The sequence below is a fragment of the Pseudonocardia tropica genome, from assembly GCF_040105315.1.
In the GTDB taxonomy this organism is placed as follows: Bacteria; Actinomycetota; Actinomycetes; order Mycobacteriales; family Pseudonocardiaceae; genus Pseudonocardia; species Pseudonocardia alni.
Genome location: NZ_JBEDNP010000001.1, coordinates 390,203 through 403,255, shown reverse-complemented (window position 1 = coordinate 403,255; position 13,053 = coordinate 390,203). Strand labels below are relative to the sequence as shown.

The following is a 13,053-nucleotide window of genomic DNA, read 5'->3' as shown; positions in this document are numbered from 1 at the left end:
TTCGACCCCCGGCGGATACCGTTGCCGTCATGACGCTGATCCGTCCCGATCTGGACACCCTGCCCGCCTACGTGCCGGGTCGCACCGTCCCCGGGGCGATCAAGCTCGCGAGCAACGAGGTCGCCGCGCCGCCCGCTCCCGCGGTGCTGGAGGCCGTCGCCCGCGCCGCCGCAGGTGGCAACCGGTATCCGGACCTCGGCGTCGTCGAGCTGACCGGACGCATCGCGGACCTGTACGCCCTGGCCCCCGAGCGGGTCGCGGTCGGCTGCGGCTCGGTGACGCTGTGCCAGCAGCTCGTGCAGATCGGCTGCCTGGGCCCCGGCGACGAGGTGCTGTTCGCCTGGCGCTCGTTCGAGGCGTACCCGATCGTGACCCGGATCGGCGGGGCGGAGCCCCGCACCGTGCCGCTGGACGCCGACTTCCGGCACGACCTCGTCGCGATGGCGGCCGCCGTCACCGAGCGGACCCGGGTGGTGTTCGTGTGCAGCCCGAACAACCCGACCGGCCCGGCCGTGCACCGCGACGAGTTCGTCCGCTTCCTGGGCGCCGTGCCGTCGGACGTGCTGGTGGTGCTCGACGAGGCCTACGCCGAGTTCGTGACCGACCCCGACGCCGTCAGCGGCCGGCCGCTGCTCGACGACCACCCGAACCTGGTCGTGCTGCGCACCTTCTCCAAGGCCTACCGGCTGGCGGGACTGCGGGTCGGCTACGCCCTGACCTCCGAGGAGGTCGCGACCGCGCTGCGCAAGGTGGCGCCGCCGTTCGGGGTCAGCTCGGTCGCCCAGGCGGGTGCCGTCGCCGCGCTGGAGCACCGGGAGGAGATCCTCGCCGACTGCGCCGCCGTCGTCGCGGAGCGGGACCGGGTGGCCGCCGGGCTGCGCGGGTCCGGGTTCACCGTGCCGGAGACCCAGGCGAACTTCGTGTGGCTGCCGCTCGGGGACCGGTCCGCGGCGTTCGCGACGCACTGCGGCGAGCGGAAGGTGATCGTGCGCCCGTTCGCCACCGACGGGGTGCGGGTCACCGTGTCCATGCCGGAGGAGAACGACCTGCTGCTCGACGTCGCGTCGTCCTTCGGATCCTGAGAGCCCCGACTCAGCCGTCCAGCTGGTAGCCCAGCCCCCGGATGGTCCTGATCCGCTCGGGACCGATCTTGCGCCGCAGGTAGGACACGTAGACCTGCACCAGATTGGCCGACACCGGTTCGGTCCAGGCCCGGCGGCCCAGGTCGTCGAGCGCGACCGGCTCGCCCGCCTGCTCGGCCAGCGCGAGCAGCAGCGCGTACTCGGTCGGGGACAGCGCGACCCGGCGGCCGTCGACGAACACCTGGCCGGCGTCGACGTCGACGGACAGACCGCCGTGCCCGAGCACCGTCGGCGCGGGCAGCCCCGCGGCGGCACGCAGCCGGAGCCGGATCCGGGACGCGAGCTCGTCCGGGACGAACGGCCGGATCAGGAAGTCGTCGCGGTCGCCGCGCAGAATGCCGATCACCCCGGCCCGCCGTTCGCGCGGCACGACGGTGATCACCGGCGTCGGCGGGGACTCGGACTGCACGGCACCGAGCAGCACCGACGGCTCGGGGCCCGGCAGCTCCATGTCGAGCACGAGCAGGTCGGCGCCGCGGGAGCGCAGGGTGTCCAGCAGCTCGATGCCGTCGGCGACGACGACGAGGTCCACGCCCTCGGCGGCGAGGTCCTGGCGCAGCCCGCGGCCGAGCGAGGCGGTGCCCGCCGACGGCGGCAGGGCCAGCAGCACGCTGAGCGCGCGCATCTCGGCACGGGGCGCCGGGATCGGGAGGGACGGCGAGACGGGGGGAGCGTGATCGTTCACAGATCCTGCGGAGGTCGGGGAGCGGGGAGCTCGGGAGGTCGTGCGGGGAGCACCGGGGAGGCACGGCCACTGTTCCTCGACCGGCAGCCCGTCACAATCGGCTAACGGTGCGACGTACCGTGACCGCTTAGCCCGAACGAGTGATCCTGAGAGTCTTGTTGCTCTGTTCGGCCCAGCATTACTGCCGAAATGGCGGGATCTTGCTCTTCGGCGCTCTCCGTCGACCTGTCGGCGCGGAGACGCAACCACCCTTCTCAGCGGGGGTGTTCACACTCGGTCACCCTACCTAGAGTCCCTCCTCATGCGACGGAAGAGTTCCGCTGCGGCTGATCAGGTCGACCCCCGCGACCTGATCGCGCGACTCGCCGCCGAGCACAGCTCCCCCTCTGTGCCGTCTCCCCGGGGCAGGCATGCCGTGTCCTCCGCCCCGGCGGACGACACGGCCCGATCCGCCGTGCCCGCGGCCACCCTGCTCGAGGACCGGGTGAGCGTTTCCGGGCGGCACCGCGTCCTCGACGCCGGGTACGACGACACCGGTGCCGCCGTCACGGCGGACTCCCCCACCGGTGCCACGACGGCGGACGCCGGGCGGATCACCTGGGCCGACACGGCCGACCCCGGCCCGTGGGCGCCGCGCAGCCGCACGACCGGCAGCGGCTCCCACGCCGTCACCGGGGCCGGGCCGCAGCCGCAGGGCGTCACCGCCTCGGGGGCCCACGCCGCTGCCGGGGACGTGACCGTCGCCGGGGACACCGCGGTGACCGGGACGGGCGCGCACGCCGCGCCCGCCACCCGGACCCCTGGCCGTCGCGCGCAGCGGTCCGGGCCGTCGTCGGCGGCCGGGCTGTCCGGCGTGGAACTGTCCGGCGGGTCGTCGTCGACCGAGGAGACCGGCGCCCCGCAGGCCGAGATGCCGGCGCCGCGCACCGAGGTCACCGGCGGGGCCATCGCCGGTCTGCACGAACCCGAGGGGTCGGTGTCGGGGACGGGCTCGGTCGTCGCGATCGATCGTTCACGCCCCGCCCGCTCCCGCGTCCGCCGGTTCGCCCCGCTGGGCGTCGGCGTCGCCGCGGTGCTCGCCGCGACGATGGTGCTGACGCTGCTGCAGCCCGGCACCGAGGACCCGTCGCTGTCCGCGGCGATGGTGAACGACCCGTCGCGCCGGTCGGCGTCGGACACCACGCTGTCCGCCGGTCCGGTGCTGGCCAACGGGGGCGGCTCCGCACTCGGCGACGCCGCGCAGGGCGCGTCCGGCCAGATCGGCCAGGCCCTGGCCGCGCAGGAGGCCGCCGAGCGTCGCGCCGAACAGCGCCGCCGCGAGGCCGCCGAGCGGGCCCGGGCGGCCGCGAGCTCCGGCGGTTCCGGGAATTCGGGCGGGTCCCCCGCCGCGGGTCCGGTCGGCGGAGCCGTCCAGGTCGCGGGCGACGGCGTCCAGGCCGCGCTCACGAAGGGCTGGCAGGCCATCGGCGGCGACGAGTTCCTCGGGTCCGCCCTGGGGAGCAACTGGTCGCCGTACAACGGCGCCGGCCACGACGGCCAGGGCCGCCGCACCTCCGACGCGATCTCGGTGGAGAACGGCAACCTGCTCATCCGCGGCGACTCGCAGGGCAACACCGGCGGCATGGCCTGGGGCACCCCGCAGAAGTACGGCAAGTGGGAGATGCGCGCCCAGTTCCCCAAGGGCGACGAGCAGTACCACCCGGTGCTGCTGCTGTGGCCGAGCGAGGTGTCCTGGCCGGAGGGCGGCGAGATCGACTTCGCCGAGACCACCAGCGCCAGCGACGACGTGTCCTTCTTCCTGCACTACGGCAGCTCGAACTCGCAGAAGGACGCCAAGAAGCAGATCGACATCACCCAGTGGCACAACTACGCCGTGGAGTGGACCCCGGACGCGATCGTCGGCTACATCGACGGCGTCGAGTGGTTCCGGTCCGAGGACCCGAACACCTTCCCCCCGGGTCCGATGCACGCCACGATCCAGCTCGACTACTTCCCCGACGGCGGCTCGCCCGAGCCGTCGGAGATGCGGGTCGCCTGGATGCGCCAGTACACCTAGCACTCCCCACACGACCGCCCGCCGCCCGGCGCTCCCCACCGGACGGCGGGCGGTCGTGTGCCGCGTCAGCCGGCCAGACCGCGCCGCGCCAGCAGCGGCGCGATCTCCGGGTCACGGCCGCGGAACGCGCGGTAGGCCTCCATCGCGTCGACGGCACCACCGCGGGACAGCACCTCGCGGCGGAACCGGTCGCCGTTCTCCCGGCGCAGGCCGCCGTGCTCGCCGAACCAGGCGACGGTGTCGGCGTCGAGCACCTCGGCCCAGATGTAGGAGTAGTACGCCGCCGCGTACCCGCTGCCGCCGAACACGTGGTTGAAGTAGGTGCTGCGGTAGCGCGGCGGGACCAGCGGGTGCGCGATCCCGGCCGCCTCCAGCGCCTGCTGCTCGAACGCGAGCACGTCGGTGATCCCGGCGGCCTCGGCCGGGGACAGCCGGTGCCACGCCTGGTCCAGCAGCGACGCGGCCAGGTACTCCGTCGTCGCGAAGCCCTCGCCGTACCCGCGGGCGGCCTGCGACGCGGCCAGCAGCTCCGCGGGCAGCGGCTCGCCGGTCACGTGGTGGCGGGCGAACGAGGTGAGGACCTGCGGGTCCTCCAGCCACATCTCGTTGACCTGGCTCGGGAACTCGACGAAGTCGCGCGGCACCGAGGTCCCGGAGAACGTCGGGTACTCCACCTCGGAGAACAGCCCGTGCAGAGCGTGCCCGAACTCGTGGAACAGGGTGCGGACCTCGTCGAGGGTGAGCAGCGCGGGCTCCCCCGCCGGGGGCCTGTTCAGGTTCAGCGTGTTCAGCACGACCGGCCGCGTCCCGAGCAGCGACGACTGGTCGACCAGCGAGTTCATCCACGCCCCGCCCCGCTTCGACGGCCGCGCCCACAGGTCGGCGCCGAACAGCCCGAGCGGCTCGCCGTCGCTGTCACGCACCTCCCACCAGCGCACGTCCGGGTGGTAGGCGGGCAGGTCGGTGCGCTCGGTGAAGGAGATCCCGTACAACCCGGACGCGGCGCGGAACACGCCGTCGGTGATGACCCGGTCGAGCTCCAGGTACGGGCGCAGCGCGGCGTCGTCGACGGCGTAGCGCTCGCGGCGCACCCGCTCCGCCTCGAACGCCCGGTCCCACGGCTCCAGGTCGCCCTCGACACCGCCGGCCAGCTCCGCGGCCTCCCGGTCGGCGTTGGCGACGGCGGCGGGGACCAGCGACTCCAGCATCGCGACGGCGGCCTCCGCCGTCCCCGCGGTGCTGACGCCCGTTCCGCTGTCGCTGCTCTCGGCCGCGCCGCCGATCACGTACGACGCGTGGTCGGGGTACCCGAGCAGCGCGGCCCGCTCGGCGCGCAGGCGCACGATCGCGAGGACGGTGTCGCGGGTGTCGTGCTCGCCGCCCTGCCCGCGACCGGTGGACGCGCGGAACAGCTCCTCGCGCAGGGACCGGTCGGTGAGCACCGCCAGTGCGGGCTGCGCCGTCGGCAGGACCAGGGTGATCAGCCAGCCGGCGTCGTGGCCGCGTTCGGCCGCGGCGGTCGCGGCGGCGGCGACCGCGTCGTCGGACAGGCCACCGAGCCGGTCGCGGTCGGTGACGTGCACGGCCGCGGCGTTCGCCCCGGCCAGCAGCGCCGCACCGAACCGGGTGGTCAGCCCGGACAGCTCGGCATTCAGCTCCCGCAGCCGGACCTGCTCCTCGGGGCCGAGCCGGGCCCCGGCGCGCACCATGTCGCGGTGGTGGCGCTCGAGCAGCCGCAGCGACTCGGCATCGAGACCGAGGTCGTGGCGACGGGCGTGCAGCGCGTCGATCCGGGCGAACAGGCCCGGATCCAGCGCGATCGCGTCGGCGTGGGCGGCGAGCATCGGCGCGACCTGCGCCTCGATCTCGCGCACCGCGGGTGAGGAGTCCGCCGAGACGCGCGTGTAGAACAGCCGCGCCACCCGGTCCAGCGTGGCACCGGAGCGCTCCAGGGCGACGACGGTGTCGTCGAAGGTCGGCCCGCCCTCCCCCGCGACGATCGCCGCCACCTCGGCGCGCTGCTCGGCCGTCCCGGCCTCGAACGCGGGCAGGTAGTGCTCGTCGGTGATCCGGGAGGTGTCGGGCAGCCCCCACGGCAGCGCGCTCGGGGCGAGGAACGGGTTGCTCATGGGCCCGACCCTACGGCCGGGGACCGTCAGGAACCGGCCAGTTCACGGCGCATCGCGAGCCGCGGCCACACGTCGAGACCGCGCGCGGCCTCGTGCTCCCGGATCGCGCGCAGTCCCGGACCGGGCGCGATCAGCTCACGGAAGCCGAGCCGCACCCAGTACGGGCCGTTCCACGGAACGTCCCGGTAGGTGGTGAGGGTCAGCGCGGGCAGGCCGCGGTCCCGGGCCCAGCCCGCGAGGTGCTCGACCAGGCCCTCCCCGATCCGCCGTCCGCGTTGCGACGGCAGCACCGACACCTGCTCGACGTGCGCACAGCCGTCGACGAGGTCGGCGATCAGGTACCCGACGAGCCCGGCACCGATGCTCGTTCCGCCTGCGCTCCTCTCGGTGCCGACACTCGTTCCGCCGGCGCTTCTCTCGTCCACCCACGCCCGGCCCGCCACGACGTACGCGGCCAGCACCGCGGCCGGTGGCGGCTCCTCGTCGGCGACGACGTCGAGCCCGATCTCCCGGAACGGCTCGCCCGCGGCGCGCTCGATCTCACGCAGGGCGGGGACGTCGGCGACGCGGGCGGGACGGATCACACCGCGGGATCCTCCACCACCGCGCGGATGCGTTCCAGGGTCGTCCGCATCCCCTCGCGGTTGGTGCGCCCGCGGGCCCACCCCAGCAGCGCCCAGTAGAGCCGGGTGCCGGCCGAGGGCTCCAGCCGGAAGGACTCGGTGACGTCGGTGCCGTCGGTGCCGTCCGGAGCGGCGGCCGGGGTGAAGCGGTAGTGCCAGTGGTTGATCGGCCGCCCGGCCACGAGCACGACGAAGCCGAACTCCGAGCCCGGCTCGCAGGCGGTGATCCGGCACTCCGACCAGTAGGTCGGGCCGCGTCCGTTGCGGACGACCTTGCCGCGGAACCGGACACCGACGGCCGGGCCGGTCGCGCCGCCCAGCCACTGCGCGTCGACGGTCTCGGGTGAGAACCGGCCGGTGTTGCGGATGTCGGAGACCAGCTCCCAGACCCGCTCGGCCGGCGCCGCCATGTGGACGGTGACCTCGTCATGCACGGTGTTCCCCCTCGATGCCGCACACGAGGTCGGCGGCGCGCTCCCCGATCATGATCGCGGTCGCGGCCGGTCCGCGCCGCGGCGCGCGGGGCAGGACCGAGGTGTCCGCCACCCGGAGCCCGGCCAGGCCGTGCACCCGCAGGCCGGCGTCGACGACGGCGTCCGGCCCGGAGCCCATCGCGGCGCTGCCCGACAGGTGCACCGAGGTCGTCAGGTGGTCGCGGATCCAGCCGTCGAGCCGGGTGTCGTTGCCGAGCTCCCAGCCGGCGGGGCCACCGTCGTCGGGGCCCGCGCGGTCCCAGTCCGCGGCGCGCAGGATCTCCGCGGCGATCCGCACCGCGGCCCGCATCCGGTGCCGGTCGGAGGTGGTGCGCAGGTAGCGGAAGTCCAGCCGGGGCGGGTCGTCGTGGTCCGGGGAGGTGATGGCGAGCATCCCGAGGCTGTCCGGGCGCTGCACCGCGCACATCAGGTGCGCGGGACCGCCGGGTGCGAACGGGTGCGCGAACAGCAGGATCTCCAGGTCACCGGCCGGGTCGGTCCCGGAGTCGAGGTTGAGCGCGGCCTGCGCGGCGACGGCGTCGGCGGGCGGGTCCGGCAGCCCGCTGCGCAGCGGGAGGAACACCGCGGGGTGGTCCGACCAGCCACGCCCGACCCCGGGCAGCTCGTGCGCCACCGCGACGCCCGCGGCCCGCAGGGTGTCCTCCGGCCCGATCCCGGAGCGCTGCAGCAGCGCCGGGGTGCCGACCGCGCCCGCCGTCACGACGGTCTCGGCCGCGTGCAGGGTGCGACCACCGACGCGCACGCCGGTGACCCGGTCACCGTCGAGCACCAGGGTCTCGACCGGGGTCCCCCCGAACACGGTCAGCGCGTCCTTCCACTCCGCGTTCCCCCACGGCGGCGGCAGGTAGGCGGTGGCGGCGCTGACCCGGCGCCCGTCGACGGCGTTGGTCGGGATCGGACCCGCTCCCGGTGGGCCACCGGCGTTCTTGTCCGGCTCCTCGGGGTGGCCGAGCGCGAGGCAGGCGGCCAGGAACGGGTCGGTCGTCGCGGCCCGCAGCCGGCCCGAGGGCCGTGAGATGCGCAGCGGACCGGCGTCGCCGTGCCGGTCGGAGGTGCAGAAGTCGAGGTCGCGCTCCAGCCGCCGGTAGTACGGCAGGACGTCGTCGTAGGACCAGCCCGGGACGCCCCAGTCCGCGAAGTCCGCCGGGACGGCGCGCACGAAGTAGCCGCCGTTGATCGCGCCGGAGCCGCCCAGCACGCGTCCGCGCGGCACGGTGCACTCCCGGCCCTGGCACAGCGTCGCCCGGTAGGCCCAGTTCAGGACGTGGCCGGGGGCGGTCGCGGCGAGCGAGGCGATCGGCGTCGAGTCCGGTGGGACGACGACGGCGCCCGCCTCGACCAGGGCCGTGCGCACACCGCGCCCGGCCAGCCGGCCCGCGAGGGTGCACCCCGCGGACCCCGCGCCCACCACCACCACGTCGAAGCTGTCGGTCATTGCTGCCAGGATGCCCCACGTGACCGACGCTGCACGTGATCTCGCCTCGTTCCTCACCGCGAGCCCGTCGCCGTACCACGCGGTGGCCGAGGCGGTGCGCCGGTTGTCCGCGGCGGGCTTCACCGAGCAGCGCGAGGACGAGCCGTGGGCGGACGGGCCGGGCGGGCGCTACCTGGTCCGCGACGGCACGATCCTGGCCTGGTGGCAGCCCGCGTCCGGGCCGGGCGCCCCGCTGCGGATCTTCGCCGCGCACACCGACTCCCCCGGGTTCAAGGTCAAGCCGAACCCCGACGTCGGTGTGGCCGGGTGGCGCCAGGTCGGGGTGGAGGTCTACGGCGGCGCGCTGTGGAACTCCTGGCTGGACCGCGACCTCGGCCTCGCCGGGCGCCTCGCGCTCTACGACGGCCGGGTCGTCCCGGTCCGTGTGGACCGGCCGCTGCTGCGCATCCCGCAGTTGGCGATCCACCTCGACCGCGGCGTGAACCAGGGCCTGACCCTGGACCCGCAGCGGCACCTGCTCCCGATCTGGGGTCTCGGCGACCCGGACGGCGGCGACCTGGTCGAGTTCCTCGCCGTGCTCGTCGGCGAGGACCCCGAGGACGTCGCGGCGCACGACCTGTTCACCTACGACCTGACCCCGCCCGCCACCCTCGGCCGCGACGACGAGCTGCTCGCCGCCCCGCGGCTGGACAACCTGGCCTCGGTGCACGCCGGGATCAGCGCGCTGCTCACCGCGGTCGAGCGGGACCCGGGCACCGTCCCGGTGTTCGTCGGGTTCGACCACGAGGAGATCGGCTCGGCGAGCGCGACCGGTGCCGCGGGCCCGCTGCTGGAGACGGTGCTGACCCGGCTGGCCGGCGGGTTCGACGAGCGGCACGCGGTGTTCTCGCGGTCGCGCTGCCTGTCGGTGGACGTCACGCACGCCGCGCACCCCAACCACCTGGACAAGCACGACCCGGACCACCTGTCGGTGCCGAACCGGGGGCCGTCGCTGAAGGTCAACGCGGTGCAGCGCTACGCCACCGACGCGCCGGGCGCGGCCGCCTGGAAGCGGGCCTGCCGCGCCGCGGACGTGCCGAACCAGGTGTTCGTCTCGAAGAACACGGTGCCGTGCGGGTCCACCGTCGGGCCGATCATGGCGACCCGGCTGGGCATCCGGACCGTCGACGTCGGCATCCCGGTGCTGTCGATGCACTCGGCGCGCGAGCTGTGCGGGGTGCACGACCCGGGCCTGCTGGCCCGGGCGGGTGTGGAGTTCCTGACCGACGCCGGCTGAGGGACGCGGTCAGCGCAGCACGGACCGCCCCGGCAGGGAGGTGTCGCTGTCCACGATCCGCGACCCCAGCGGCAGCAGCGAGACCGGGATGAGCTTCAGGTTCGCCCAGGCCAGCGGCAGCCCGACGATCGTGACGGCGAGCGCCAGAGCGGTACCGATGTGCCCGATCACCAGCCACCAGCCGAACAACACGATCCACAGCACGTTGCCGATGGTCGACGCGGCCCCCGCGGTGGGGACGCGCACGACGTCGCGGCCGAACGGCCACAGCGCGTAGAGCCCGATCCGGAACGAGGCGATGCCGAACGGGATGGTCACGATGAGCAGGCAGGCGACGATCCCGGCGGCCGTGTAGGCGAGGAACAGCCAGAAGCCGGAGAGGACCAGCCAGACGACGTTCAGGACGAGGCGGAGCATGGCTCCAGCATGCCCGAGGTGTCCGGTTCCCCCTCCGGGACGTCCCCCAGGTCGACCCCGGGTTCCGGTGATCGACGTGCGCTCCCGCCCCGCGCGGGGTGTCCTGGAACACATGGTGGATCACGGTCTGTTCGGCCCCCGCTCGGTGACCTGGCGGGTGCACCTCGAACCCGTGATGTGGGTCGCCGGGATGCGCGCGCTGCTGCTGCAGTCGCTGGACCCGCGGGTGATGCGCGGGACGTACCAGAACTCGGCGCTGTTCGACCCGAAGAAGTCCTACGCGCGGTTCCAGCGGACCGTCGAGTTCGTCGGGACCCGCACGTTCGGACCGCTGGCCGACGTCGACCGGGCCGGCGACCGCGTCCGGCGACTCCACGCCGGTCTGCGCGGGCACGACCCCGACAGCGGCGAGAGCTACCGGATCGACGCACCGGAGGGCCTGCTCTGGGTGCACGCCGCGGAGATCGAGTCCTACCTGGACGTCGCCCGCCGGTCGGGTCTGCTCGACGACGACTCGGCGGACGCCTACGTCGCCGAGAGCGTCCGGGCCGCCGAGGTGGTCGGCATCGACCCGGCGACCGTGCCGTCGTCGGTGGCCGAGATGGCCGAGTACATGGCCGCGGTGCGTCCCCGGCTGCGGATGACCGACGAGGCCCGCCGCGCGGCCGGAAACCTGTTCGCCCCGCAGGGGGCGGCGCCGCTGCCGGTCCGGCTCGGGATCGCGAGCCTGTCCACGCTCGCCCTGGCCACGCTGCCGCGGTGGGCCCGGCGCCTCTACGGGCTGCCCGGGCTGCCGACGACCGACTGGTCGACGACGCTCACGCTGCGCGGGTTGCGCACCGCCACCGGGATGCTGCCGGACGTCCCGGCCCCGCCGGAGATCGAGGAGGCGCGACGGCTGCTGCGCGCCGCCCGCCGGACGGAGGCCGAGCGCGCCGGGTGACCCACGCCGGCCTCGGTCGACCTCTTGACCGTCGATGGATATCTGTCGATAATCGATAGATGTCACCGGCGCTGATCCAGACGCTGCGCGTCGCCCTCGTCCTCACCGGGCTCGGCACGCTCACCACCCAGGTCATCCTCGCGGCCACCGCGTGGAACGCCGGCCTGGAGGGGGCACCACCGGTCCCCGGGCTGCTGCACGTCGTCGCCGTGGTGCTGGCGATCGCCTGCGTGCAGGTGGGGCTCGTCGCGATCTGGGTCCTGCTGTCGATGGTGCGCCGCGACGCGATCTTCGACGAGCGGGCCTTCCGCTGGGTACCGGTCCTCGCGCTGTCCGGGCTGGTGGCCGGAGTGCTGACCGGTGCCGTCTGCGCGCACGTCGGCGAGCTCGACGACGCCCCCGGCCTGATCCTCGTCGGGGGCGCCCTCGTCGTCGCCGGGATCGCGTTCGCACTGCTCATGACCGTGATGCTCGGCCTGCTGCGCAACGCCACCGCGCTGCGCCGCGAGCTGGAACAGGTGGTCTGATGGCGATCGTCGTCGACATCGACCTGATGCTCGCCCGCCGGAAGATGGGGGTCGGGGAGTTCGCCGACGCCGTCGGGATCAGCCCGGCCAACGTCGCCGTCCTGAAGAACGGCCGCGCCAAGGCCGTCCGCTTCGCGACGCTCGACGCGATCTGCCGGGTACTCGACTGCCAGCCCGGTGACGTGCTGCGCCACGTCCCCGACGACGTCCCGGATCGCGCCCGCCGCGGCGCGCACGGGGTCACGTCCGACCCGTGACCTCCTCGACGACGCTCTCCCCCGTGCCCGGCCGCGACTCCCACGCCCACGTCTCGTGCGAGCGCACGCGGCCGTCGTCGAGGACCTCGAGACGGGCCTCGCAGCGGCCCGAGCCGGACGTCCCGTCGGCGGAGACGTGCACGTAGCGGAAGCGCAGGACGTCGCCGTCGCGGACACCGGCGAGCCGGCCCAGCCGGACCGCCCCACCGGAGTACTCGGCCCGGACCAGCCCGTCGGACTCGTGGTGGTCGAAGACGGTGGCCTGCCCGACCTCCCCGTCGCCGGAGTTGCTGACGCCGGCGAACCGGCGGCCGTCCAGGCTGGGTGCGCTGCTCACCCGGGCACCCTGTCACGGAGGATGAGGACCGTGGAGTTCCCCGAGACGCGCCGCACGCCGCTGGTCCGGACGTGCTCGGACACCGGCGAGGGCCCGTGGAACGAGCTGCTCGGGATCCTGCGGGCGACCGGCACCTCGTTCGACGTCGTCCTGGAGGACCTGTTCACCGGCTGGCCGGTGGAGCGGGTCGTCACCTCCGCGCTGGAGGACGGGCTGGCCGCGCGGCACCCGCTGCTGCTCGTCGCGGACGAGCGGGCGCTGGCCGACCACGACTTCCCCCTGGTCGTCGCCGACCTGCGGGGCGAGCCGGGCCGGACCTTCCGGATCGCCGCCGCCGTGCTCTCCGGCTTCCCGTCGCCGCGCGCCGGGTTCGCCGACCACGCCGACCACGCCGAGCTGCAGCCCGACCGCACGTTCCGCGGGTTCTGCTGACGATCGCCACCGTCGGTCCGGTGCGCTCCACGGTCCGGCCGGTCCTGCGCCACGACGACCCCGGCGCGGCGGCCCGCTCCCTCGTCGACGCCGCCGGGTTCACCTCGGCGGTCGTGGTGCGCGGCGACGTCGGGTACGCCGAGCTCACCCGCGACGGCGGGACGGTCCTGCTCGGCGGGACCAGGCACGACGACGGCGTCCACGCCGGTCCGCACGCCGGCGCCGTGTACGTGGCCTGCCGCTCCGACGACGAGGGCGACCTCTGGACGTCCGGGACCCACCCCGGCGGCGGCTGACCCC

At 74.7% G+C, this 13,053-nt stretch carries 15 protein-coding genes; 8 read left to right on the top strand and 7 right to left on the bottom strand.

Going from position 1 to position 13,053, the window contains the following annotated elements; genetic code table 11:
- The first annotated feature begins 29 nt into the window (after positions 1–29).
- A complete protein-coding gene (gene hisC / locus WHI96_RS01965; protein WP_345648356.1) occupies positions 30–1,082 on the top strand; it encodes a histidinol-phosphate transaminase in 1,053 nt (350 codons plus the stop codon).
- Positions 1,083–1,092: 10 nt separating this feature from the next.
- Here the strand turns inward: hisC and WHI96_RS01960 are convergent, their stop codons facing one another.
- Entirely contained in the window at positions 1,093–1,767 is a 675-nt protein-coding gene (locus tag WHI96_RS01960) for a response regulator transcription factor (RefSeq protein ID WP_345648354.1), read from the bottom strand.
- A gap of 544 nt (positions 1,768–2,311) precedes the next feature.
- On the opposite strand from WHI96_RS01960, the gene WHI96_RS01955 reads away from it, so the two are divergent.
- Positions 2,312–3,883, top strand: a complete 1,572-nt coding sequence (locus WHI96_RS01955) for a family 16 glycosylhydrolase (RefSeq protein WP_345648352.1) — start codon at positions 2,312–2,314, stop codon at positions 3,881–3,883.
- 65 nt (positions 3,884–3,948) lie between these two features.
- Here WHI96_RS01955 and WHI96_RS01950 read toward each other — a convergent pair whose 3' ends face one another.
- Genes WHI96_RS01950 through WHI96_RS01935 form a run of 4 tightly spaced genes read right to left on the bottom strand, consistent with a single transcriptional unit; the run spans position 3,949 to position 8,564 of the window.
- Entirely contained in the window at positions 3,949–6,012 is a 2,064-nt protein-coding gene (locus tag WHI96_RS01950) for a M3 family metallopeptidase (RefSeq protein WP_345648350.1), read from the bottom strand.
- Between the two features lie 26 nt (positions 6,013–6,038).
- Complete coding sequence (locus WHI96_RS01945) at positions 6,039–6,596, bottom strand: GNAT family N-acetyltransferase (RefSeq protein ID WP_345648347.1); 558 nt, start codon at positions 6,594–6,596, stop codon at positions 6,039–6,041.
- The gene (locus WHI96_RS01940) at positions 6,593–7,069 is read right to left on the bottom strand and encodes an SRPBCC family protein (RefSeq protein ID WP_345648344.1); all 477 of its coding nucleotides are present in this window, start codon (positions 7,067–7,069) and stop codon (positions 6,593–6,595) included. Before WHI96_RS01940 ends, WHI96_RS01945 begins: the two co-directional genes overlap by 4 nt.
- Complete coding sequence (locus WHI96_RS01935; RefSeq protein ID WP_345648341.1) at positions 7,062–8,564, bottom strand: GMC family oxidoreductase; 1,503 nt, start codon at positions 8,562–8,564, stop codon at positions 7,062–7,064. The genes WHI96_RS01940 and WHI96_RS01935 overlap by 8 nt, the downstream gene beginning before the upstream one ends.
- Positions 8,565–8,583: 19 nt before the next feature.
- Here WHI96_RS01935 and WHI96_RS01930 point away from each other — a divergent pair, with 19 nt between their 5' ends.
- Positions 8,584–9,840 carry a M18 family aminopeptidase gene (locus WHI96_RS01930; RefSeq protein WP_345648338.1) on the top strand — a complete coding sequence of 419 codons (1,257 nt, stop codon included), beginning with the start codon at positions 8,584–8,586 and terminating at the stop codon, positions 9,838–9,840.
- Positions 9,841–9,849: 9 nt separating this feature from the next.
- On the opposite strand, the gene WHI96_RS01925 is transcribed toward WHI96_RS01930, so the two are convergent.
- Entirely contained in the window at positions 9,850–10,257 is a 408-nt protein-coding gene (locus WHI96_RS01925) for a YccF domain-containing protein (protein ID WP_345648336.1), read from the bottom strand.
- A 112-nt stretch (positions 10,258–10,369) separates the two neighbouring features.
- On the opposite strand from WHI96_RS01925, the gene WHI96_RS01920 reads away from it, so the two are divergent.
- Genes WHI96_RS01920 through WHI96_RS01910 form a run of 3 tightly spaced genes read left to right on the top strand, consistent with a single transcriptional unit; the run spans position 10,370 to position 11,984 of the window.
- Entirely contained in the window at positions 10,370–11,200 is an 831-nt protein-coding gene (locus WHI96_RS01920; RefSeq protein ID WP_345648333.1) for an oxygenase MpaB family protein, read from the top strand.
- 59 nt (positions 11,201–11,259) lie between these two features.
- Complete coding sequence (locus WHI96_RS01915; protein ID WP_345648330.1) at positions 11,260–11,727, top strand: DUF2975 domain-containing protein; 468 nt, start codon at positions 11,260–11,262, stop codon at positions 11,725–11,727.
- Positions 11,727–11,984 carry a helix-turn-helix domain-containing protein gene (locus WHI96_RS01910; RefSeq protein ID WP_345648328.1) on the top strand — a complete coding sequence of 86 codons (258 nt, stop codon included), beginning with the start codon at positions 11,727–11,729 and terminating at the stop codon, positions 11,982–11,984. Before WHI96_RS01915 ends, WHI96_RS01910 begins: the two co-directional genes overlap by 1 nt.
- Here the strand turns inward: WHI96_RS01910 and WHI96_RS01905 are convergent.
- The gene (locus WHI96_RS01905) at positions 11,968–12,321 is read right to left on the bottom strand and encodes an avidin-fold protein (protein ID WP_345648325.1); all 354 of its coding nucleotides are present in this window, start codon (positions 12,319–12,321) and stop codon (positions 11,968–11,970) included. The genes WHI96_RS01910 and WHI96_RS01905 overlap by 17 nt on opposite strands.
- Before the next feature lie 30 nt (positions 12,322–12,351).
- Here WHI96_RS01905 and WHI96_RS01900 point away from each other — a divergent pair, with 30 nt between their 5' ends.
- Complete coding sequence (locus tag WHI96_RS01900; protein ID WP_345648322.1) at positions 12,352–12,753, top strand: DUF6924 domain-containing protein; 402 nt, start codon at positions 12,352–12,354, stop codon at positions 12,751–12,753.
- A gap of 20 nt (positions 12,754–12,773) precedes the next feature.
- Positions 12,774–13,049 (top strand): VOC family protein, encoded by a 276-nt coding sequence (locus WHI96_RS01895; protein ID WP_345648319.1) that lies wholly within the window; start codon positions 12,774–12,776, stop codon positions 13,047–13,049.
- Positions 13,050–13,053 lie beyond the last annotated feature (4 nt).